This is a genomic window from Halorubrum aethiopicum (genome assembly GCF_001542905.1).
Taxonomy (GTDB): Archaea; Halobacteriota; Halobacteria; order Halobacteriales; family Haloferacaceae; genus Halorubrum; species Halorubrum aethiopicum.
On sequence record NZ_LOAJ01000001.1, the window covers coordinates 898,637 to 918,997 of the forward strand.

Sequence of the window (20,361 nt, forward strand, 5' to 3'; positions counted from 1 at the left end):
ACGTTCGTCAGGGTGTCGGGGTTACAGCTCCTCGACCGCGCCGCCGTCGGGGCGCTCCCGGAACACCTGGCCCTCGATGAGCGTCACCATGGTGTCGTCGTCCTGCCAGGCGGTCGGCGAGATCTTCGCCTTGCGGCAGGCCCGCGAGAGGAACTCCGCGCCCGACCAGCCGTTCTCGACGGGGACCGTCGGGTAGAGCCAGCCGTGGGCGTTGCCGCCGTCGACCGCGACGCCGTGGGTGCCGATCTCGAGGTCCTCGAGCGGGTCGTTCGTGAGGACGGTGTTCGAGACGACACAGACCGAGACGGTGATGTTCTCGAGTTCCTTCGGCTCGACCTCCGAGCCGCAGGAGTCGCCGGAGGCGGCCTTGATAGCGGCCTCGACGATGGCGTGACCGAGCTGATCCGACCCGTCCCACGCGCCGGCACACCCCCGCAGCCGGCCGCGCCCGCGGGTCGACTCCAGTCGAACGAACGCCCCGGTCCGCGCGTAGAAGGCCTCGCGCATGCTCCCGGGCTGTTCGCGTTGTCCGTGTCGAACGAACGACTCGACCGCCTCGCGTGCGAGTTCGACCGCTCGTGCCCCGTCGTCGTACGACAGCCGAACGGTCTGTGCCTCGGACATACACACTGTTAGCGGTGCTGACGACTTGAACGCTTCCCTTGATGGTGAACGTTCGTGATCGACCGGAAACGGCCGTATGAGGTCTCATACGCGCCGGTGAACCCGATTCGGCTTCTCACGGACGTGGGGTTCTTTACGGCCGGTCGCGTCGCTCGGCGTGCGAGCGGACTGAGGGGAGTAAGCCCCCTTCGGTTCGTCCCGACATTCGGCTGAGCGTCCGCGCCGTGGCCGGACTACCTTGTGGCGCGGACTTGCACCGGCGAGGATTCGCCGTTCCATCCGTTCCCGCCCGTCGGCCCTCCTCGGGTTAACTCCCTTCCCTTACGGGTCGGTTCGCGCGAATCACGGGTCGGGGCGGGGGGTGTCGTTGCTGTTCCAGAGCCAGCCGTCTCCGACTCCGGGCGTGTGCCCGGTCGCCCGTCCGGCCGGTGGGGGACTTTCCTCATGCCAGTGGCACGGGAGTCGGGCTCCCTCTGTCCGACCGGAGGTACCCCGGCGCGAGGAATAAGCGGTTCGGTCGGGACGATGCTCGCTCCGATCACGCCCGGCCCGAGCGGTCGACGCCCTCCGGGAGCGGGCCGTCGTACCCCTCGGGGACGTACGGACAGAGCGGGTCGCTCGCGAGCGGGTCGCCGGTGTGCGCGTACGCCCGCGACCGGCTCCCGCCGCAGACGTGCTTGAACCCGCAGGCCCCGCACTTCCCCGTCAGGTCCTCCGGCTCGCGGAGCCGCTCGAAGAGGTCGGCGTTCCGGTAGATCTCGACCACGGACTCCTTGCGGACGTTCCCCGCCGACTCGGGGAGAAAGCCCGACGGGTACGCCTCGCCGACGTGGCTCACGAACGCGAACCCGCGACCGGCCGTGATCCCGCCGCGGCGCGCCGATCCCGTCCGATCGTTCTGGAGGCCGACCCGCCGGTAGAACGGTGCCTCGGTGGTCTTCACGCCGAACGGCTCCGCCGCGTCGACGTCGTGGAGCCACTCCATCACGGCCTCCGCGCGCTCCGGGGAGACGGGGTCGAGGACCCGCCCGCGCCCGACGGGAACGAGGAAGAAGACGGACCAGAGCACGGCCTCCAGCTCGCGGACGCGGTCGCGGATCGCCGGGAGCTCCTCCACCGTCTCCGCACAGACCGTCGTGTTGATCTGGAGGGGACGCCGGCGTCGCGGGCCGCCTCCGCGGCCGCGACGGTGTCCGCGAAGCTCGCCTCGCCGCGGAACGCGTCGTGGCTCTCGGCGCTCGCGCCGTCGAGGCTGAGCGCCATCCGGCACATTCCGGCGTCCGCCAGCTCGCGGACCCGATCGGGCGCGAGCGACCGGGTGCCGCTCGGCGTGACCGTCATCCGGTTGCCGAGGTCGGTCCCGTACCGGACCAGCTCCGGGAGGTCCTCGCGGGCCAGCGGGTCGCCGCCGGAGAGCACGACCAGCTGGCCGTCGCCGAACTCGGCGGCCTCCCGGAGCAGTCGCTTTCCCTCCTCCGTGGTGAGTTCGTCCGGGTGACGGGCCGGCTTCGCGTCCGCCCGACAGTGCCGGCAGGCGAGCTCGCACGCCTGCGTGACCTCCCAGACGAGCACGAGCGGGCGTCGGTCGGTGTCGAGGTCGTCGAACATCTCTCCTCCGTGGGTACGCGCTCCTCTCCGTTCAGCGATCCAGCGAACGTGTTCGCGGGCGTTCCCAGGGTCCGGGAGCGCGCTCGGACCGATATGTTTCCCGCACCGATACGCCCCGTATGGTCGAGAAAGCGCAGCGCAGCCTCGACGAGACGCCCCGTCGGACCCGGGAGCGCCGGTGGGAGGTGTTCGTCCGCGAGTCCGAATCGGACCCGATGCGGCGGGTCGGGACCGTCGCGGCCCCGTCCGCGGAGGTCGCCCACGAGGAGGCGAGCCGGCTGTTCGCGTGGTACGCCCGCGACGTCTGGCTCTGCCCGGCCGACGAGACCCGCCGGTTCTCGACGTACTCGCTCGGGGATTCGGCGGACGAAGGTGACTCCGACGTCGCGGACGCCCGCCCCGGCGGCGAACCGCGCGTCCGCGAGGAGACGGAGGGGACCCCCGATGTCCGGGAGGGAGAGGATCGTCGATGATCTCGATCAGCAAGCTGCTCTGCGGGCTCGACGCCGAGAGCGACGGGCTCCGGTACGACGCCGCCGGCGACTCGGCCGAGCCGCAGATCACGGAGCGGAAACAGCGCCGCCCGGTCGTCGTCTGGAACGCGACGAAGCGGTGTAACCTCCACTGCGACCACTGCTACGCCGGCGCGGACGCCGACTGCGCGCCCGGCGAGCTCTCCACGGCGGAGGCGAAGGGGCTTCTCGACGGGCTCGCCGACTACGGCGTCCCGGTCGTGCTCTTCTCGGGCGGCGAGCCGCTGATGCGCGAGGACCTCCCGAAACTCGTCGCGTACGCGGCGGATCGCGGGATACGGCCGGTGCTCTCGACGAACGGGACGCTCCTGACGCGGGAGGCGGCCGCCGAGTTGAAGGAGGCGGGCCTTCAGTACGCCGGCGTCTCCGTCGACGGGCTCGCCGAGCGCAACGACGCCTTTCGGGGCCGGGAGGGCGCGTTCGACGCGGCGGTCCGGGGGATCGAGGCCTGTCTCGACGTCGGGCTGAAGACCGGGCTCCGGTACACGATCACCGAGGCGAACGCGCCCGACCTGGAGGGCGTGATCGACCTGCTGGCCGACGTCGGCGTCGACCGCTTCTGCTTCTACCACCTCGATTACGGCGGCCGCGGCGCGGACATCGTCGACGCCGACCTCTCGCCGGCGCGGAAACGCGAGGCGGTCCGGACGCTGTGTGACCTCACCCGCGAGTACCACGACCGCGGCGAGGAGATCGAGACGCTGCTCGTGGGCAACTACGCCGACGCCGGCTACCTCGTCGAGTACGCCCGCCGGGAGCTGGGCCCGGAACACGCCGAGCGCATTCGGGCGTACCTCGAACGCAACGGCGGCGACCCGGCGGGCGAGCGCGTCGCCGACGTCGATCCGGTCGGCAACGTCCACCTCACGCAGTTCTGGCAGGGCCACGCGCTCGGCAACGTCCGCGACCGCCCCTTCGCCGCGATCTGGGAGGACGAGTCGGACCCGCTGCTGGCCGCGCTCCGCGACCGCGACGACCGGCTCACCGGCCGGTGTGCGGAGTGTCGGTACCGCTCGATCTGTCGCGGCGGCTCGCGGCTCCGGGCGCTGCGGACGACCGGCGACCTCTTCGCGCCCGACCCGCAGTGTTACCTCCGCGAGGAGGAGATCGCGCCGGACGCCGCGACCCCGGTCGATCGGGTCGGCGACGCGGCCGACTGAGGCGGGTCCGATCCGCCGGGCCTTCCCGCGCTCACGCCGGAAGCAGCGGGAGCAGGGCCGCGCTCGCCTCCGCGACCGCCGCGACCGCCCCGGTCACCGCCGCATCCGCCTCCGCGACCGCCGTGCCGCCCTCCGCCATCCCCTCGAGTTCGTCGCTGTAGGTGACGGTGACATACAGCAGGGTGAAGATGACCGCGTTGTGGAGGCCGTGGAGCAGCGCCGGGACGACCAGGTTCTCCGTGTACTCGTACACCGCGCCGAAGACGAGGCTCGGGAAGAAGAGGATCGCGACCGTGGTGAGCCGCCCCGAGACCCCGCCCGTCAGCGCCATCACGTGGATGAACGCGAAGATCCCGGAGGCGATCGCGATGGCGGGGACCGCCGGCAGCGACTCCCGGAGCCGTCCCTGGACGATCCCCCGGTAGAGGACCTCCTCGGAGGGCCCGACGACGAGGAACATGGCGACGACGAAGAGCGGGATGATCGCCGGGTTCCGCATGGCGAGCTCCGCGCTCTGGTTCGAGGCCGCCTCCCCGCCGAGCAGCTGGACGACCGAGGAGACGACGAGCAGCGTGATCACGATCACGACCCAGCCGCCGACGACGAGCCCGACCTCCGTCAGGCTCGGCCGACGGACGCCGAGATACGAGACGATCCCCGCCCGGTCGAACCCCCGCCACGCGAGGTAGCCGACCGCGAGCCCGCCGAACGCGACGTACTGCCCCACGATCAGCGTGAGCACCACGTACACCGCCAGCGGCAGCCCGCCGACCGCGGAGTCGACCAGGAATATCCCCTGCCCGCCGAGGACCGCCAGCACCGGACCGAGAACGCCGAGCACGGCCGCGACGGCGACCGCGATCGCGGGGGAGCCGCCGCCCGTCCCGGCGGGGTCGTCGGCGGCGGTCCCGTCGGGGTCGGTGGCGGCGGTCCCGGCGGGATCGACGGCGGTCGCGTCCGGGTCGCCGGCGGCTGAGTCGGTGGCGGCGGAGTCGTCGTCGTGAGCGTCCGCGGCGGGCGCGCGGTCGACCGGGTCGTCGGAGGGATCCGTCATCGGCTCCCGTTCGGTCCGGTCGGGCAAAGGGCTTGTCCGTCGGTCGCGGGTCGCCGCCGGGCCGGCCGCGAACGCTCCGCCGTCATCGGTACAGCAGCTCGTACCACGTCACGGCGGTCACCGCCCGGCCGTCGCGGAGGCCGTCGTCGACGACGCTCGCGAGCAGGTCGTCGTACGGGACCGTCTCCACCGCGATCGACTCGTCGCGGTCGAGGTCGCGGTCGGCGGTCGGCTCACACTCGGTCGCGAGGAAGTGGTGGTGGACCGCGTTCGTCACCCCGTTCGCCGGTTCGACGGTCGTGAGGTGTTCGAAGGCCGCCGCCTCGTGGCCGGTCTCCTCGGCGAGCTCGCGGGCGGCCGCCCGCTCCAGGTCGTCGCGGTCCTCGGGTTCGACCGTGCCCGCCGGCAGCCCGCGGTTGGTCCGGCCGACGGCCTGCCGCCACTCGTCGATGACGACGACGTCGCCGTCGGGCGTCAGCGGCAACACCACGACGGCCGGCGGCTCGTCGACGTAGTGGTACTCCCCGTCGCCGTCGTCGGGGAACCGCACCTCGTCCCGGCGCACGTCGAACCCCGGACAGCGGTAGTCGATCTCGGTGTCGGTCGTCTCCCACGCGAGGTCGCTCATACCACCGACTCGGCGCTCCGCGAGGTAAATCCTCGGCATCGGGGCGACGGCGGGAGGTCCACACGCCGCCGTCACTCGCGGTCCGTCGTCGACCGGCGGTCCCGGACGGCCGCCGTCACGCGCGCGGCGACCGTCCCGCCGATCCACGCCAGCGTCCCCAACACGAGCGCCTGGACGCCGAGGTAGACGAGCCCGTCGACGCCGAGGAGCGCGGCGACCCGCTCGAGGAGGGGGCGTCCGGAGAGCCCGAGCAGGTAGTGGTCGGCGCTGTACCCGAGAAGCGCCGCGTAGACGACGACCCACGCGACCGCCAGCCCGTCGCCGCGGTGGGCGAGGACGCCGGCGACGAGGAGGCCGGCGACCGCCGCGTCCCACGGGAGGAACACGACGCCCCCGACGACCTCGAAGACGCCCACCGCGTAGCCGACGAGGACGCCGAGGAAACAGAGCGGCGGCACGACGAGTCGCGGGTCGGGCCGGGGTCGGTTCTCCCGGTCGGAACCGAGGAGGAGCCTGCGGAGGGAGGGCATGTCCGGTCGGTGTCGGCGAGGACACAAAAAGGTCGACGCGCCCGATCGGCCTCGCCGTCGCTTCGCGGTCGCGTCGACGCCGATCCGTCGGCCCGTTTCCCTCGGTCACTCCCAGTCGCCGAGCGACGCCTGTCCCTCCCCGGAACGACGCGGTCCGGGGTCGTCTCCGTCGTCCCCGTCGTCCCGGTGGCCTCCCCCGTCCCACTCCTCCTCGGCGGTCGATTCCTCGCCGACCCAGTCGGTGAGCTTGCTGCCGTCGCCGTCGTCGTCACCGTCGGCCGCGGTCCGCGGATCGGGCGGTCGGGATCCCTCGTCGGGCCTCTCGGTTCCGTCGGCCCCGTCGGCCTCCTCGAACCCGCCGAGCGTCGCCTGGTCGCCCTCCGAGAAGTCGAGGTTCGACACGCGCACGCCGAGCTTGCGGACCTCGTCGTCGTCGAACTCGGAGAGCAGCTCCAGCGCCACCTCCTCGACCAGTTCGGGGTCGTCGACGGGGCCGGGGAGGCTCCGGGCACGGGTGTTGACGTCGAACGGCGGCAGGACCGCCTTGATCCCGATCGTGCGGTACAGGCAGCCCCGCTCGCGGGCGCGCCGGGCCACGTCGCTCGCGAGCGCGGAGACGGTCTCCCGCTTGCGCTCCTCGTCGGTCGTCCGCGGCAGCGACGACTCCCGCGAGAGGCTCTTCGGCAGTCCCCGCGGGGTCACCTCGCGGTCGTCCTCGCCGCGGGCGCGCCGCACCAGCGCCCGGCCGCGGTCGCCGAACGCCTCGGCGAGCGCCTCCGGGTCGGCGGCGGCCACGTCGCCCGCGGTCTCGATCCCGCGCTCCGCGAGCGCCCGCTCGGTCACCGGGCCGACGCCGTGGAGCGCGGCCGTCGGCAGCGGCGCGAGGAACGCCTCGACGGAACCGGGCGGCACGACGACGAGCCCGTCCGGCTTGTCCGCGTCGCTCGCGACCTTCGCCGCCGACATGTTCGGCGCGACGCCGACGCTCGCGGGCACGCCCGCCTCCCGCTCGATGCGCTGTTTGACGTGCCGGGCGTACCCCTCCGCGAGCGTCCGGACCTCGCCCGGCCCCGCCGCGGCGCTCGGTGCCGGCTCGCCGCCGTCCGCGCCGCCCGCCGCGTCCCAGGCGGTCCGGTCGGTGACGTCGAGGTACGCCTCGTCGACGCTCACCTCGCGGAGCACGTCGGCGCAGTCGCGGAGGACCGCTTTCACCTCTCCGGCGACCTCCTCGTAGAACGCCATGTCGACGGGGAGGTAGCGCCCGGTCTCCTCGGGGTCGGGCGCGTCCGGATCTGCGGGGTCGGCGTCGGCGCGCCGCGGCAGCCGGTCGAGCGCCTCGGAGATCGGCGTCGCGCTCTCGACGCCGAACGCGCGGGCCTCGTAGCTCGCGGTCGCGACCGCGCCGACCGTCTCGCCGGGCTCGTACCCCATCCCCACCACGACGGGCTCGCCGCGGAGGTCGGGGCGGCGCAGGCGCTCACAGGAGGCGTAAAAACAGTCCATGTCGACGTGGAGGACGACGCGGTCGGAGCCGCCCGCGTCGTCCTCCTCGTCGGCTCCGGGGAGCGTCCCGCCGTCGGTCGTCCGCGGATCGCCGCCCCGTGGATCGGCACCCTCCATCGCCCGTGGGTCGGCCCCGCGTCGTCTTAAGCGCCCGCCACGCGCGGCGGAGGTGAAACCGGGACACCGGACGGCGTCGCTTCCGGCCGGGTCGTACCGGTCCGAACCGTACCGCCTCGAACCCGCATCCCTCGCGTCCCGCCTCGACCATAGCGTTTTGTGTGCTCGCGGAGACGTGCCGGTGTATGTCCGACGAGACGGAGGAGACGGTCCACGAGTCCGAACGGTCGCGCAGCCGACAGGCGCTCGCTACCTACTTCCGGCGGATCGCGAGGGCGCTCGGCCGCGGCGAGCCGGTCCCCGTCGACGACGCCGGGACGGTCACCGTCGACCCGCCGGCCGACCCCGACATGGAGGTCGAGATCGAACGCCAGGGCGACACGGTCGCGCTCGAACTCGAGGTCGAGTGGACGGAGGAGGAGGGCGACGTCGACCTCGACGCCGCCGCGAGCAAGGCGACGTTCGAGATCTACGAGGACGCCGCCGACGAGTGGCGCTGGCGGCTCGTCCACGACAACGGGAACATCATCGCCGACGGCGGGGGTGGCTACTCGGACAGGCGCGACGCCGAGAACGGCCTCGAGTCCGTGAAACGGAACGCGCCCGGCGCACACGTCGTCGACCTGAAGAAGGAGGAGGAACCGCCCGAGGAGGGCGGCAGCAACGCGACCTTCGAGGTGTTCGAGGACAAGGCGGGGAAGCGCCGCTGGCGGCTCGTCCACGACAACGGCAACGTGATCGCCGACGGCGGGCAGGGATACGCCTCGAAACGGAACGCGGTCAACGGTCTCCGCAGCGTGAAGGAGAACGCGCCGGGCGCGGCCGTCGAGGAGGTCGACGAGTAGGGACGGAGACCCGCCGATCGGGAGCGGACGGGGGGCGGAGAAGGCGGCCAACCACGGGGCCGAACGGAGTCGTTTAACCCGCGGGCCGGTCTCCTTGCTCGCATGACGAACGCACTGGAGGTCGAGAACCTTCAGAAGAGCTACGGGGACCTCGACGCCCTGAAGGGGGTGTCGCTGACCGTCCCCGAGGGAGCCTTCTTCGGGCTGCTCGGCCCCAACGGAGCCGGGAAGACGACGTTCATCAACGTCCTCGTCGGGCTCGTGCGCGCCTCCGGCGGCGAGGCGCGCGTCTTCGGCCACGACGTGGAGGACGACTACCGGGAGGCGCGCGACCGCATCGGGCTCGCCCCACAGGAGTTCAACGTCGACCGGTTCTTCCCGATCCACGAGGTGTTGGAGCACAAGGCTGGCTATCACGGCGTCTCACGCGACGTGGCGGCGGAGCGCGCCGAGCGCGCGCTCAAGCAGGTCGGGATCTACGACAAGCGCGACACCCGCTTCGACTGGCTCTCCGGCGGGATGAAACGCCGGTTCATGCTGGCGCGCGCGCTCGTCACCGACCCCGACCTGTTGATCCTCGACGAGCCCTCCGCCGGCGTCGACGTCCAGCTGCGCCGCGACCTGTGGGACCTCGTGACGGAGCTGAACGAGCAGGGGACGACCGTCCTCCTCACCACCCACTACATCGAGGAGGCGGAGCGGCTCTGTGACGAGGTCGCGATCCTCGACCGGGGACGAGTCGTCACCGTCGCCTCCCCGGAGGAGCTGATGGACCGCGGAACGGACCGCGTCGTCATCGCGCTCCGGGACCCGCCGGCGTCCGCGGGCGCGCTCTCCGATCTCCTTCCCGACGACGACCGGATCGAGGAGGTGAGCCTCGAGGAGGACCGCCTCGTCGTCACGGCGCGACAGGGCGGGCTGGTCGCGCCCGACCTCGTCCGCGAGCTCGACCGCGGCGGCCACGAGATCCTCGACATGGAGATCAAACGCACCTCCCTCGAGGAGGTGTTCGTGGACATGACCCGCCACGACGAGGGGAACGAAGGCGCGGACGGGGAGACTCCCCGATCGAGCGGGAACGGCTCCGACGACGCGCCTCTCGAGACCGCCGCGGCCGGCGGCGGGGAGGGCTCCCGATGAGCGGCGACGCCGGAGCCGTCGACCTCACCGGCTTCCTCACGCTCACCAAGCGGGAGGTCCTGCGGTTCCTGCGGCGGCCGAGCAACACGTTCGCGCCGCCCTTTATCACCAACGTGCTGTACTTCTCCGTGTTCGGCGTCATCCTCGGCGAGCGGGTCGGGACGATCACGGGCGTGCCGTACATCCTCTTCATCCTGCCCGGACTGGTCGTGCTCGGCGCGGTGTCGAACAGCTTCGAGAACGCCTCCTTCTCCATCTTCCACGGGCGCTGGAACGAGTACATCCACGAGGTGCTCACCTCGCCGCTGTCGTACGCGGGGATGGTGGGCGCGTACGTCCTCGCGGCCGCGACCCGCGGGGCCCTCGTCGGCGGGCTCATCGCCGCGATCGGATGGACGATCGTCACCGCGCTGTTCCGACCCGTTCCGGTCGAGGAGCCGCTGTACCTGCTCGCGTTCCTGCTCGTCATCACGCTGCTCTTCGCCAGCCTCGGCGTGATCGGCGGGCTCGCCGCCAGCGACTTCGACGACCTCACCGTGATGAACCAGTTCATCCTCCGGCCCCTGGTCTTCTTCGGCGCGGTGTTCTACTCGCTCGAGGACCTCACGCCGCTGTTGCGCGACGTCTCGCTTCTCAACCCGATGGTGTACATGGTCAACGGCGTGCGCTACGGCTTCCTCGGCGTCGCGGAGGTCGACCCGCGGCTCTCGCTCGTCGTGCTCGCCGGGATGACCGCGGCCGCGGCCGGGATCGACGTGCTGCTGTTCAGGCGCGGCTACGGGCTGACCGAGTGAGTCGCCGGGGAGCCGGCGTCCCGGACTGCGCCCGATCCTGCCACACGACCCGCATCCCGGACCGCACCGCTTATTCGCCGCGGCTCTCTACCTCGGGCCGGACATGGACGCGCTCCACGCCAAGTACCCGTTCTTCGAGGGGGCCCGCGACGCCGTCGCCGGGGCGTCGGCGTCGCTGCCGGAGCTCGTCGCCGCCGACGCGCCGGCGGTCGACCGGGCTCGCGAGCGCGTCGAGCGGGCGTTACTCGAGGGCACGGTCGAGCCCGAGGCGGGCGCGTTCGGGAGCTCGGCGACCGACGTCGACGCCCGCGCGGAGCTGCTCTCGTATCCCATCGCCCGGATCCTCGTCTCGCTTCTCGACTCCGATCCCGCCATCGAGAAGTACGCGGCCGCGGAGGCGTCGACCGCGCTCGACCGTCTCCGGGCCGACCTCGAGCGCGACGACGGGCTCAGGTCGACGCCGACGCCGACCGTCGACCTCGACGACGCGCTCGCCGAGTTCGACCTGTCGGACGCCGTCCGCGCCGAGCCGGTCCGCGGGAGCCGCGACCCGAGCCACTACCGGATGGCCGTCGGTCCGTACCTCCGGCTGAGTTCGCCGTCGTGGGGCGACTCCTGGCGGCTCGTCAACCGGGCGCTCGCGGACGGCGCGGTGCGGATCACGCGCGAGGAGCTGCTGGAGGCGCTCGGGGCAGCCATCGAGGCGCGGGTCCGCGAGGGGCTCCCGTTCGAGTTGGAGGCCGGCGAGGGGATCGCGGCGGAGCTGGAGTCGCGCGTGGCGGAGCTGAAGCGGCTGCTCTCCGAGCGCACCTACGCCGGGCCGATCGACGTCGTCGCGCCGGCGCTTTTCCCGCCGTGTATGGAGAACCTGATCGGGAAGGCGGAACGCGGCGTCGAGCTGTCGGGCCCGGAGAGCTTCGCGCTGATGGCGTTTCTCGTCGGGATCGGAATGTCGCCCGACGAGGTGGTCGCCTTCTGTGTGGACACGAGCCTCGACGCCGAGGGGATCCGCTATCAGACGGAGTACCTCGCGGACGACCGCGGGACGCAGTACCCGCCGCCGACGTGCGAGACGCTGTCGAACTACGGCATCTGTCACAACGAGGACGACCACATGCGCGTCGCCGCCGACCCCCTCTCGTACTACGAGACCCGGGTGAACGAGGCCGACGGCGACGAGATCGTCGACTGGCGGGAGGAACACGGGAGGGCCGCCACCGCCGACGAGAGCGGGGATGCGGCTACGGGAGAGGGAGAACCCGTCGAGAAGTGAGACCGGGGGACTACGCGTCGCCGTCCTTCGATCGAATGAGGTACGCGCCGACCAGCGCCATCAGCAACACGAAACCCGTGAGAAGCCCGACCAGCGCGATCGCGCCGGACTCGGGGAGCGAGGAGCCGTCGAACGTGACGCCGATGGCGACCAGTCCGGCGACGAACACCGCCGCAGCCGCGAGCGAGACGGTGATCTGTCGACGCAGCTCCGCATCGATTTCCATGCTCCCGGTTCCCGTCGGCACTAAAAAAGGACTTCGATGGACGGGTCGCGTAACGCTCCCGCCCGCGGGCGAGCGAGCCCCGCCGATCGGCGGGGGGCGACGGATTCCCGATCGACGGCGGGCGACGGATCCCCGACCAGCGGCCGACACGTTAAGCCCGAAGGCCCCGTACGTCGGGGTGAACCGGGCGCGTCCCGGCGAACGCCATGACTCACAGACGGATCCCGCCGGCGTCGTTCGCGGTCGACGAGCGGGGCGGCGGCAACGAGGACCGTGACCGCGACGACGCGGACGGCGAGGCTCCGAACCGCGAGGACCTGAACCGCGAGGACCCAGGCCGTGACCGTGACGACGCCGACGGCGACTCGAACCGCGAGGACGACCGCTCGGAACGGGCGAAACGCGAGCCGATGACGGTGCGCCCCCTCCGGGACCGACGGTACGTCGTCGAGACCGAGGGCGGGACCTACGTCGTCGCGCTCGACGCCGGGACCTGTAGCTGCCCGGACCACGAGATCCGCGGGGAGCGGTGTAAACACCTCCGGCGGGTCGCCATCGAGGTGACGGAGGGACGGCTCCCCGCACCGGACGAGCGCGTCGGCGTCTGTGCGGTCTGCGGGGTCGAGACGTTCGTCCCGTTCGCGGCGTCGGGGCCGCGGCTGTGTGCGCGACACGGCTTCGAGCGCGGCGACGCCGTGTACGACCGCGAGACGGGGAAGCTCCTCGTCGTCACCCGCGTCACGGACCGGCGCGCGGACGAGTACCGGACCGACGAGGGGCGGGCGATCGAGGCGTACCCGACCAACGCGGCCTACGGCGCGCACGAACCCGTCGTCGAGGCGGTGTACGCGGAGTCGCTCGGGCCCGCCCACGGGATCGACGACGCCAGGCGGTACGGCTTTCCGGCCTCGCGGCTGGTGCCGGTCGACGTCGATCGCGAGGAGTGAGGAGGGAGGAGACGGCGTCGTTGCCGGCGCGGTGATCGTCTCCGATCCCCGGCCGCTCGTCGATACGTAGGTGAGGCCACAGGTCGTTGCTGGCGCGGTGAACACGGCCAAAGCCCCAGCCGTGAGGACCTCCGAAAGACGTTCCTGCTCGCTTCGCTGCGCAGGCTGCGACTTTCGTGGTCCCGCTCGCTCACGCTCGCGGGACTCGCGCGACTCGCTGTGCTCCTCACTCGGTCGCTGCTCTCCCTCGTTGCGGTGCTTGCGTCGTCGTGCTTCGCCCTCACGGCAGCGAGGCGCTACGCGCCTCTGGCAGCCGGCGGCGTTGCCGCCGGCGACTGCCCCTTCGAGTCCCACCCCGCACAGCACCGCAACCGCACCTCACGCCTCCCCAGCCTCGCTGCTCACTTCGTTCGCAGCGTCCCTCGCGCGAGTCGTTCGCGGCCCGCCGGGCCGCTCACGGCGCGCGCCACCGCAGTCCGCCGAGGTAACTTACAACACGTCGAGGGCGTCCTCGACCGACATGTGGCCGTCCCGGACGGCCTCGAGGATCTCCCGGCGCTCCTCGTCGGGGTCGGTCGCGACCTCCTCGAGGGTCACCTTCTCCGTCTCGCCGACGAACTCGGGGAAGTCGGTGCCCTCCGCGAGCGCCGTCTCCTTTTTCACGCGATAGGAGCCGGCGTCGGTGGTGTACAGGTCGCCCGGATGGAAGAAGTACCAGTCCTCGCGGTCGAACCGGACCGCGATGCGCGCCTTCGCGCCGAAGTTGCGCGCGAAGAAGAGCAGCGCCTCCACCTCCTCGCCGGAGAGGTAGATCGGGTCGCCCGCGCTGGATTTCGCCTCGATCGCGTAGAAGGTGTCGCCGTCGCCCGCGAGTACGTCCGGGAGCTCCCGCTCCGTCGCCGAGCCGCTGGCCGGCGCGCGCATCACGGCGAACCCCTTCTCGTCCAGCGCGTTGACCAGCTCGCGCTCGCGGCGGTCGCCCTTACGGTTCGCCGACACGGTCGCGGTCACCCCGGTGAGTCACGCCGATCGATAGCGGGGAGGAACCTAAAAGGTCGCCGGGTCGTCGGCGGGTCGACGGCGGGTCGTTTCCGGGTCGCCGCCGGATCGTTGACGGCGGGATCCGCGTCGGGATTTATGCCCGGGCGTCGCGTACGGCGGGCCATGATAGCACGCGTGCTCGTGGCGATGGACGGGTCCGAGGTGGCCGAACGGGCGCTGCGATACGCGCTCGAGGTCCACGGGGACGCGGAGATCGTGGTCCTCCACGTCACCGGGGAGCCCTCCTCGATGATGGGCGAGGCCACGGGGATCGCGCTCGCCGAGGACCTCGAGGGCGAGATGCGCGACCAGGCCGAAGGCGTGATCGACCGGGCGCGGGAGATCGCGGCGGAGTACGACGAAGAGGTCGCCATCGAGGTGGCGGTGGGGCGGCCCGGGAAACGGATCGTCGAGCGGGCCGAGGAGTTCGACACGGTGGTGGTGGGGACTCACGACGGGTCGCTCGTCGATCGGCTGCTCGTCGGCAACGTCGCCCGGACCGTCTTCCGCGGGTCGCCGGTGTCGGTGACGGTGGTTCGCTAGGGCGGACGGCCCGCCGCGAGCCGACCCCCGACCGCTCCGGTCCGCTCCCGAACACGTTCGCCCGGTGAGACAGGGGTCCGCGTGACGAACGCGACGTATGACCGAGACCGCCACCGATACGGGGGCGACCGCCACCGACGACGACCTCCCCGCGTTCCTCACGGAGGAGCACGCGGGCTCGTGGTCGGCGAACCTCGAACTCGACCGCTACGCCGACGACAGGGAATCGCTCGTCGACCACGCGCTGCTCGCGGTCGAGCGGACGGATCCGGCCCACCACGTGAACCTCGTCACGCACCCCGAACACGGCGACCCCGAGCCGTACCTGGGCGACCGCCTCCGCGAGCGGTTCCCCGAGGCGAGCGCGGAGGTCGTCGACCAGTGCGGCTGTGGGGGGTACGTCTACCGGGTCGAGCGGTAGTCCCTGCCGCCGCTCTTCCTTTCCGTCCTCCACCCTCCCGGCGTCAGTCGACGAACTCGACGCCGGCGACCTCGAACCGCGCGCCGCCCTCGGACCCCTCGACGGCCCGGATCTCCCACCCGTGGGCCTCGACGACCTGTCTGACGATGCTGAGCCCGAAGCCGGTGCCGCCCTCGTCGGTGGAGTACCCCGGATCGAACACGTCCTCACGCGCGTCCGGGGGGATGCCGATCCCGTCGTCCTCGACGTAGAACCCGGTCCCGTCCGGCAGCTCGCCCACCGTGACCGTCACGGCGTCGCCGTCGCTCGAACGACCGTGTTCCACGTCGTCGCCGGACGCAGTCCGGCTGCCCGTGGAACCGTGTTCCACGCCGTTCCGGAGGAGGTTCTCGAAGAGCTGCTGGAGGCGGGTCCGGTCCGCCCGCACCGTTCGGTCGACGTCGACGCGGATCCGCGCGCCGGGCGGTCGGTCGACGTGGACCCAACAGCTCTCGAGCAGGTCGGCGAGCGCGACGGGCTCGAGATCGCCGACCTCCTCACCCTCGCGGGCCAGCGTCAGGAGGTCCTGTATCAGCTCGTTCATGCGGTCGTGTGCGCGAATCACGCCCTCGAGATGCTCGCTGTCACACTCCTCCTCGACGAGCCGCAGGCGACCCTCGGCGACGGTGAGGGGGTTCCGGAGGTCGTGGCTCACCACGTCGGCGAACTCCTGGAGCCGCTCGTTCTGCCGCTTCAGTTCGTCGCGGCTGCGGCGGAGTTCGCGTTCGCGTTCGCGCTCGTCCAGCGCGGTCTCGGCCGCCGTCGAGAGGATCCGCGCGAGGAACTCGTCGGTCGAGTCGAAGGCGTTCGGGGTCGACTCGCCGATCGAGAGGGTCCCGTGGTCGCCCATCGGAAGGAGCATCAGGCTCCGTAGTCCGCTCCCCTGATCGACGGCGTCCGGCTCCGCCTCGATGTCGTCGTACACGCGGACCTCGCCGGCCTCGTAGGCCGCCCAGTTGAGGCTCCCGGAGCCGGGGGAGAACACCTCGCGCTCCGAGACGACGTCGCGGACGGCCTCGGAGGTGGCCACCGGGACGAGCCCGTTCTCCTGGGCATCGTAGAGCCGAACCACGGCGACCGAGAAGCCGAGGATCCCCTCGACGGCCTCGATCACGCGGTCGGCGACGTCCACCCTCGATCCGGCGCGGATCAGCTCGCGAGTCGCGTCGTGGAGGCGTTCGAGGCGATTCTCGCGCGTCCGAAGCGTCTCCTCGCGTTCGACGCGGTCGAGCGCCGCCTCGAGGTAGTTCGCGAGGATCTCCACGAGGAGCACGTCCGTCTCGGTGAAGTCGTTCGGTTCCGACGAGGAGATGACGAAGACGCCGTGGTCGCCGATGGGGTGGAGCACGACGCTCCCGGCCGGCGTCTCCTCGGTGACCCGAGACGAGGCGGCGACGTCGCGGAGGTGGATCGACTCCGAGTCGCGGAACGCCTCCCAGACGAGGTTCGCGCGGGATCCCGGTGATGCCGAGCGGTCGTAACTGGGCAGCTCGTCGAACAGTTCGGGGACGCCCTCGGCGAACGCCGACAGCTCGAGCCGGGTTCCCTCGTCGTTCAGGAGATGAACGCCCGTCAGGGGGGCCCCGATGATCTCGTCGGCCGCCTCGGTCGCCAGTCGCGTCGTCTCCTCGACGGTCCGCGTGTAGTTGAGCTGTCGCGTCCGTTCGCGCAGCTCCTCGAGCTTCCGCTCGCGCCGTCTGCGGTCGGCGACGTTCCGGCTGCTCACCAGGAACCGCCTCTCGCCGTCGATGTCGAAGCGCCTGAGGTGGACCCTGACGGGGAACGTCGACCCGTCCCGTCGCACGTACTCGCTTTCGAGCTCCACCCGGTCCTCCGGATCCATCTCCGCCCAGATCTCCTGGGCCTCCTCGGGATCGAGGCGGGCGTCGATCTCCCAGACCTTCATCCCGACCAGCTCCGACTCGTCGTAGCCGGTCTCGGCACGCAGTCGGGGGTTCGCGTCGAGGATCGTCCCCTCCGCGTCGTGAACGTCGATCATGTCCGGGGAGTTCTCGAAGAGCGCCGCGAGCCGGGTCGTGGTCCGCTCGAGCCGCCGTTCGCGCTCCTTCCGCTCCGTGATGTCGGTGATGAACCCCTCGAGCACTTCGAGGTCGCCGCCGGGGTCGGAGACGGCGCGCCCGCGCTCCCAGAGCCACTTCGTCTCGCCCCCCTTCGTGTGGATCCGGTAGGTGACCTCGAAGGTACCGCCCGCGTCGAGGGCCTCCTGGACGGCGGCCCAGGCGTCCTCTCGGTCGTCGGGATGGATGATCTCCTCGCCCCACACGACCTCGTTTCGCTCCAGCGCCTCGGCGTCGTAGCCGGTGAGCGACTCGACTTCGCCCTTGACGGTCTCCATCGGCCATTCCGGAGCGTTCCGGCACCGGTAGATCATCCCCGGGAGGTTCTCGATGAGGGTCTCCAGGCGGCGGGTCCGCTCTGCCAACAGATCGCGCGCGCGGTCGGCCTCGACCGCGTTGCGGATCCGGTTCGCGAGGAGCGCGTACTGTTCGCTCCCGCCGCGCTTCTGGAGGTAGTCCGTGACGCCGGCGGAGATCGCCTCGCTCGCGACCTCCTCGCTTCCCTTCCCCGTGAAGAGGACGAACGGGAGGTCGGGCCGCTCCTCGCGGACGGCCCGCAGGAACTCGATCCCGTCGCGGCCGGGCATGTCGTAGTCGGAGACGACACAGTCGATCCCGTCGTCGTCGAGCGCGCGCAACCCCGCCTCGGCGTCGTGCTCGGTCCGAACCTCGATCCGGTCGTCCTCGCGCTCGAGGAACTCCGCTATCATCTCCGCGAGACCCGGGTCGTCGTCGACGTGGAGGACGCGGATCGCCTCGTGGGTCCCGCTCATATACGTGAGAACCTACCAATACGCAGTGAAAAGTGTTTGTGACGACTCTCGCGGGGCGGCAGATCGGCAGGTTCGTCCGACGGAGCGGCGGGACTACCGTCGGTACCGATCCGGGACGTAGCGAGCCAGCCCGTCCGGGGCGTACCCGAAGACGACCGGCGCGAGCGAGGCGAGCCGCCGTCGGAGCGCGACGTACGCGACGCCGACGACGAGCGCGGCGGCCGCGACGAGCCGGAAGGGGCCATCGAGAACGACGAGAACCGGGAGCGACAGCGTCGCGAGAAGCGTCAGGTCCCCCGGCGAGCCGTCGTACCGGATCCAGCGTTTCGGCCGCCGCCAGCGGCCGCGGACGTGGTCGTACACCGCGCGCTCGGAGGTCCCCTCCCAGGGGCGGAGCTCGAGCCCGCCGCCGTAGCGGTCCATCCGACAGTGGACCGTCGCGCCGAGGAGGAACGCGGCGAGGAGCACCGTCTCGGGGAGGGTCACGACCGCCGCGGCGACGACCGCCGGGACCGCGAGCAGGGCGTACACGGTGGGGTAATGGAGCGTGCGGCGGTGGCCCGAGTACAGGTCGAGGTCGGGGACGACGCTCCCGGCGAGCGCGCCGGCGAGCGCGGCGGGGGCGATCTCGGGCGCGATGGAGACGAGCGGGGCCGCGAGCGCCAGGCCCACCATCGCGTGTGTCGGGAGCATCATGGGTTCGTCGGGGTGAAGTACGCGTACGCGGCGTCGACGTTTATATTCGCCGGAGGGGTGTGAACGATACGCATGGCGGTGTACGGCTCGCGTTGGCGGTACGGTCGCGTCACCGCGTTCGCTCGCGCAGTTCGTCGGCGGCCCGCTCGAAACGCTCGCGGAGAGACGGCGTCCCGGAGGCGGCACGTTCCGCGAGGAACCCGACGCGTCGGTCGACCTCGTCGGGATCGAGGTCGGCGGCCGCCACGCAGTCGACGTAGCCGTCGAGCGCGTCGGCGAAGGTCTCCGAGAAGTGGTCGTACGCGCCGTCGACCAGTTCCATGTCGTCGTCGAGCGCCTCGACGAGCCCGCGGTAGATCGTCGCCGCCGACTCGTACCGTCCCCGCTCGCGATGCGTCTCCGCAAGATCGAGGTACTCGCGGAAGTCGATCGGTTCGAAGACGACCGCGTACTCGGGGTTCGTCCCCTCGAACAGGTCGTCTATCTCCGCACGGATCCCCTCGACCGACCGCGTCGTCGACGCCCCGAAGCGGGCGCGAAAGCGGTCCCGGAGGTCGACGTTCGACGAGAGCTCCTCGCGCAGGAACGCCCGGAGGTCGGCGACCGCGGCGTCCTCGAGGAGGTCGTCGATCCGCTCGCTCTCGTCGGGCGGCGGGTCCTCGATCGCACACAACAGGACGGCGACGACGTGTTTACACGCGCCCGGACCGTCGTACGGACAGTCACATCGCGTCTCGAGTTCCGATGCCGCGCCGTCGACGTGGATCTCGTAGATCCGGCTCCCGCGCACCGCCGCCCGGATCTCGTCGTCGAACCGCGACAGGCGGACGATCCGCCCGTCCTCGAGGTAGTTCCGGCCGTGCTCGAGGACGGCGTCGGTACATCGCTCCCGGACATCCTCCGCGGTGAGCTCCATCGGTTCCGGTGGTCCCGAGAAACGCCGTCGGAGCCAAAAAACGTTGTTCGAGCGCGTCCGAGCGACCCGGTTGGGAGGCCACCGTGGACCCGCCGAAGTCGCTCGGAGCGTGGGCCACACTCCCGACAGACTCCCGGCTCCGACGAGCCGGGCCGGAGGTCAATCATCCAAGGATCACTCCCTGATGAACCCGATCGCCCGACCTGAGGGGGTCGCGATACGCGGCGTGTTCAATCCGATCCGAGACGCCGCTTCACGGATCCCTTATTCGGCGTATTTGGTAGTAAAGACGCCTCTGCGGTGCGTTCGCTGTTGGTCGTTGACCGTCCCGCGAGAAGGCGGGCGCGGCGGGCGCTACTTCGACTGTCGAACGACTGGAGCTTTCAGGCGTGAGGCGGTCGAGATCGGCGTCCTGAGAACGGTGGTTTCTGACATCGCTCACTCGGATCATCCATAGCAACATCTACACTCGTACAGCAACGACGTTACATCGAATGGCCGACTCGTTGTGGTACCCGTCCGTCGAGGACGTCGTCGGCATCCACGACGACGTCGTCGCGGAGTACCCCGACACTCCCGCCGGTGTTCGGAACCGCGGTGACATCGCGTTCGCGTTGAACTACATCGAATCGGGCAGCTTCGGTTCCGTACCGGACACCATCCACGAGAAGGCGTACCACCTCCTCCGGCTCCTCGTCGCCAATCACCCGTTCGTCGATGCGAACAAACGGACTGCGCTCAACGTGACGGTCGTCTTCTACTTCCTCAACGGGTATCGGTTCGAGTACGACGACGAAGTGAGAGCGATTCTGAAAGGGTTCGGGACGGACGAGACGGCCGTCGATGAGGAGGACACCACCGAGTATCTGCGA

At 71.2% G+C, this 20,361-nt stretch carries 19 protein-coding genes, 1 other RNA gene and 2 pseudogenes; 10 read left to right on the top strand and 12 right to left on the bottom strand.

Going from position 1 to position 20,361, the window contains the following annotated elements; genetic code table 11:
- Positions 1–21: 21 nt before the first annotated feature.
- The 3 genes and pseudogenes from AXA68_RS04315 to AXA68_RS04325 form a co-directional block, all read right to left on the bottom strand.
- Positions 22–624, bottom strand: a complete 603-nt coding sequence (locus AXA68_RS04315) for a TIGR00296 family protein (protein ID WP_066413275.1) — start codon at positions 622–624, stop codon at positions 22–24.
- 166 nt (positions 625–790) lie between these two features.
- Positions 791–1,102, bottom strand: an RNA gene (gene rnpB / locus AXA68_RS04320) — RNase P RNA component.
- Positions 1,103–1,162: 60 nt separating this feature from the next.
- A pseudogene (locus AXA68_RS04325) lies at positions 1,163–2,232 on the bottom strand (radical SAM protein).
- Positions 2,233–2,351: 119 nt separating this feature from the next.
- Here AXA68_RS04325 and AXA68_RS04330 point away from each other — a divergent pair.
- Together AXA68_RS04330 and AXA68_RS04335 are read left to right on the top strand one after the other, a co-directional pair.
- Complete coding sequence (locus tag AXA68_RS04330) at positions 2,352–2,705, top strand: Htur_1727 family rSAM-partnered candidate RiPP (RefSeq protein ID WP_066413281.1); 354 nt, start codon at positions 2,352–2,354, stop codon at positions 2,703–2,705.
- Complete coding sequence (locus AXA68_RS04335) at positions 2,702–3,925, top strand: TIGR04347 family pseudo-SAM/SPASM protein (RefSeq protein WP_066413283.1); 1,224 nt, start codon at positions 2,702–2,704, stop codon at positions 3,923–3,925. Before AXA68_RS04330 ends, AXA68_RS04335 begins: the two co-directional genes overlap by 4 nt.
- Positions 3,926–3,956: 31 nt before the next feature.
- On the opposite strand, the gene AXA68_RS04340 is transcribed toward AXA68_RS04335, so the two are convergent.
- The 4 genes from AXA68_RS04340 to AXA68_RS04355 all read right to left on the bottom strand — a co-directional run bounded on the left by AXA68_RS04340 (position 3,957) and on the right by AXA68_RS04355 (position 7,757).
- A complete protein-coding gene (locus tag AXA68_RS04340; RefSeq protein WP_106388645.1) occupies positions 3,957–4,979 on the bottom strand; it encodes a CPBP family intramembrane glutamic endopeptidase in 1,023 nt (340 codons plus the stop codon).
- 82 nt (positions 4,980–5,061) lie between these two features.
- Positions 5,062–5,607 carry an NUDIX hydrolase gene (locus tag AXA68_RS04345; RefSeq protein ID WP_066413285.1) on the bottom strand — a complete coding sequence of 182 codons (546 nt, stop codon included), beginning with the start codon at positions 5,605–5,607 and terminating at the stop codon, positions 5,062–5,064.
- Positions 5,608–5,678: 71 nt separating this feature from the next.
- Positions 5,679–6,137, bottom strand: coding sequence for a hypothetical protein (locus AXA68_RS04350; RefSeq protein WP_066413287.1), 459 nt, complete (start codon positions 6,135–6,137; stop codon positions 5,679–5,681).
- Positions 6,138–6,242: 105 nt separating this feature from the next.
- Positions 6,243–7,757 carry a DNA polymerase Y family protein gene (locus AXA68_RS04355; RefSeq protein ID WP_066413289.1) on the bottom strand — a complete coding sequence of 505 codons (1,515 nt, stop codon included), beginning with the start codon at positions 7,755–7,757 and terminating at the stop codon, positions 6,243–6,245.
- Positions 7,758–7,942: 185 nt separating this feature from the next.
- Between AXA68_RS04355 and AXA68_RS04360 the strand changes: the two genes are divergently transcribed.
- The 4 genes from AXA68_RS04360 to AXA68_RS04375 all read left to right on the top strand — a co-directional run bounded on the left by AXA68_RS04360 (position 7,943) and on the right by AXA68_RS04375 (position 11,809).
- Entirely contained in the window at positions 7,943–8,602 is a 660-nt protein-coding gene (locus AXA68_RS04360) for an HVO_2922 family protein (RefSeq protein WP_066413292.1), read from the top strand.
- A gap of 102 nt (positions 8,603–8,704) precedes the next feature.
- A complete protein-coding gene (locus AXA68_RS04365; protein ID WP_066413295.1) occupies positions 8,705–9,742 on the top strand; it encodes an ABC transporter ATP-binding protein in 1,038 nt (345 codons plus the stop codon).
- The gene (locus AXA68_RS04370) at positions 9,739–10,536 is read left to right on the top strand and encodes an ABC transporter permease (RefSeq protein WP_066413297.1); all 798 of its coding nucleotides are present in this window, start codon (positions 9,739–9,741) and stop codon (positions 10,534–10,536) included. The genes AXA68_RS04365 and AXA68_RS04370 overlap by 4 nt, the downstream gene beginning before the upstream one ends.
- A gap of 103 nt (positions 10,537–10,639) precedes the next feature.
- A complete protein-coding gene (locus AXA68_RS04375; RefSeq protein ID WP_066413298.1) occupies positions 10,640–11,809 on the top strand; it encodes a DNA primase large subunit PriL in 1,170 nt (389 codons plus the stop codon).
- 10 nt (positions 11,810–11,819) lie between these two features.
- Here the strand turns inward: AXA68_RS04375 and AXA68_RS04380 are convergent, their stop codons facing one another.
- A complete protein-coding gene (locus AXA68_RS04380) occupies positions 11,820–12,035 on the bottom strand; it encodes a DUF7472 family protein (protein WP_066413299.1) in 216 nt (71 codons plus the stop codon).
- Positions 12,036–12,241: 206 nt separating this feature from the next.
- On the opposite strand from AXA68_RS04380, the gene AXA68_RS04385 reads away from it, so the two are divergent.
- Positions 12,242–12,982 (top strand): SWIM zinc finger family protein, encoded by a 741-nt coding sequence (locus AXA68_RS04385; protein ID WP_232745047.1) that lies wholly within the window; start codon positions 12,242–12,244, stop codon positions 12,980–12,982.
- Between the two features lie 489 nt (positions 12,983–13,471).
- Here the strand turns inward: AXA68_RS04385 and hjc are convergent, their stop codons facing one another.
- Positions 13,472–13,993 carry a Holliday junction resolvase Hjc gene (hjc, locus tag AXA68_RS04390; protein ID WP_066413300.1) on the bottom strand — a complete coding sequence of 174 codons (522 nt, stop codon included), beginning with the start codon at positions 13,991–13,993 and terminating at the stop codon, positions 13,472–13,474.
- A gap of 153 nt (positions 13,994–14,146) precedes the next feature.
- On the opposite strand from hjc, the gene AXA68_RS04395 reads away from it, so the two are divergent.
- Positions 14,147–14,566 carry a universal stress protein gene (locus AXA68_RS04395; protein ID WP_066413302.1) on the top strand — a complete coding sequence of 140 codons (420 nt, stop codon included), beginning with the start codon at positions 14,147–14,149 and terminating at the stop codon, positions 14,564–14,566.
- A 97-nt stretch (positions 14,567–14,663) separates the two neighbouring features.
- Complete coding sequence (locus AXA68_RS04400; protein WP_066413304.1) at positions 14,664–14,987, top strand: CGCGG family putative rSAM-modified RiPP protein; 324 nt, start codon at positions 14,664–14,666, stop codon at positions 14,985–14,987.
- Positions 14,988–15,030: 43 nt separating this feature from the next.
- Here AXA68_RS04400 and AXA68_RS04405 read toward each other — a convergent pair whose 3' ends face one another.
- The 3 genes from AXA68_RS04405 to AXA68_RS04415 all read right to left on the bottom strand — a co-directional run bounded on the left by AXA68_RS04405 (position 15,031) and on the right by AXA68_RS04415 (position 19,489).
- Positions 15,031–17,877: a hybrid sensor histidine kinase/response regulator gene (locus AXA68_RS04405; protein WP_066413306.1), complete on the bottom strand. Its 2,847-nt coding sequence runs from the start codon at positions 17,875–17,877 to the stop codon at positions 15,031–15,033.
- Positions 17,878–17,970: 93 nt separating this feature from the next.
- Positions 17,971–18,573, bottom strand: coding sequence for a hypothetical protein (locus AXA68_RS04410; protein ID WP_066413308.1), 603 nt, complete (start codon positions 18,571–18,573; stop codon positions 17,971–17,973).
- 109 nt (positions 18,574–18,682) lie between these two features.
- Positions 18,683–19,489 (bottom strand): SWIM zinc finger family protein, encoded by an 807-nt coding sequence (locus AXA68_RS04415; RefSeq protein WP_066413311.1) that lies wholly within the window; start codon positions 19,487–19,489, stop codon positions 18,683–18,685.
- Positions 19,490–19,983: 494 nt separating this feature from the next.
- Here AXA68_RS04415 and AXA68_RS17555 point away from each other — a divergent pair.
- Positions 19,984–20,349: pseudogene (locus AXA68_RS17555) on the top strand (type II toxin-antitoxin system death-on-curing family toxin); the annotation flags it as partial.
- Positions 20,350–20,361 lie beyond the last annotated feature (12 nt).

Coding starts and splice junctions, on each gene's coding strand:
- AXA68_RS04350 (WP_066413287.1), bottom strand. CDS start 6,137: ATGCCCTCCCTCCGCAGGCTCCTCCTCGGTTCCGACCGGGAGAACCGA.
- AXA68_RS04405 (WP_066413306.1), bottom strand. CDS start 17,877: ATGAGCGGGACCCACGAGGCGATCCGCGTCCTCCACGTCGACGACGAC.
- AXA68_RS04415 (WP_066413311.1), bottom strand. CDS start 19,489: ATGGAGCTCACCGCGGAGGATGTCCGGGAGCGATGTACCGACGCCGTC.
- AXA68_RS04365 (WP_066413295.1), top strand. CDS start 8,705: ATGACGAACGCACTGGAGGTCGAGAACCTTCAGAAGAGCTACGGGGAC.
- AXA68_RS04380 (WP_066413299.1), bottom strand. CDS start 12,035: ATGGAAATCGATGCGGAGCTGCGTCGACAGATCACCGTCTCGCTCGCG.
- AXA68_RS04385 (WP_232745047.1), top strand. CDS start 12,242: ATGACTCACAGACGGATCCCGCCGGCGTCGTTCGCGGTCGACGAGCGG.
- AXA68_RS04355 (WP_066413289.1), bottom strand. CDS start 7,757: ATGGAGGGTGCCGATCCACGGGGCGGCGATCCGCGGACGACCGACGGC.
- AXA68_RS04400 (WP_066413304.1), top strand. CDS start 14,664: ATGACCGAGACCGCCACCGATACGGGGGCGACCGCCACCGACGACGAC.
- AXA68_RS04360 (WP_066413292.1), top strand. CDS start 7,943: ATGTCCGACGAGACGGAGGAGACGGTCCACGAGTCCGAACGGTCGCGC.
- AXA68_RS04375 (WP_066413298.1), top strand. CDS start 10,640: ATGGACGCGCTCCACGCCAAGTACCCGTTCTTCGAGGGGGCCCGCGAC.
- AXA68_RS04335 (WP_066413283.1), top strand. CDS start 2,702: ATGATCTCGATCAGCAAGCTGCTCTGCGGGCTCGACGCCGAGAGCGAC.
- AXA68_RS04345 (WP_066413285.1), bottom strand. CDS start 5,607: ATGAGCGACCTCGCGTGGGAGACGACCGACACCGAGATCGACTACCGC.
- AXA68_RS04315 (WP_066413275.1), bottom strand. CDS start 624: ATGTCCGAGGCACAGACCGTTCGGCTGTCGTACGACGACGGGGCACGA.
- AXA68_RS04330 (WP_066413281.1), top strand. CDS start 2,352: ATGGTCGAGAAAGCGCAGCGCAGCCTCGACGAGACGCCCCGTCGGACC.
- AXA68_RS04410 (WP_066413308.1), bottom strand. CDS start 18,573: ATGATGCTCCCGACACACGCGATGGTGGGCCTGGCGCTCGCGGCCCCG.
- AXA68_RS04340 (WP_106388645.1), bottom strand. CDS start 4,979: ATGACGGATCCCTCCGACGACCCGGTCGACCGCGCGCCCGCCGCGGAC.
- AXA68_RS04370 (WP_066413297.1), top strand. CDS start 9,739: ATGAGCGGCGACGCCGGAGCCGTCGACCTCACCGGCTTCCTCACGCTC.
- AXA68_RS04395 (WP_066413302.1), top strand. CDS start 14,147: ATGATAGCACGCGTGCTCGTGGCGATGGACGGGTCCGAGGTGGCCGAA.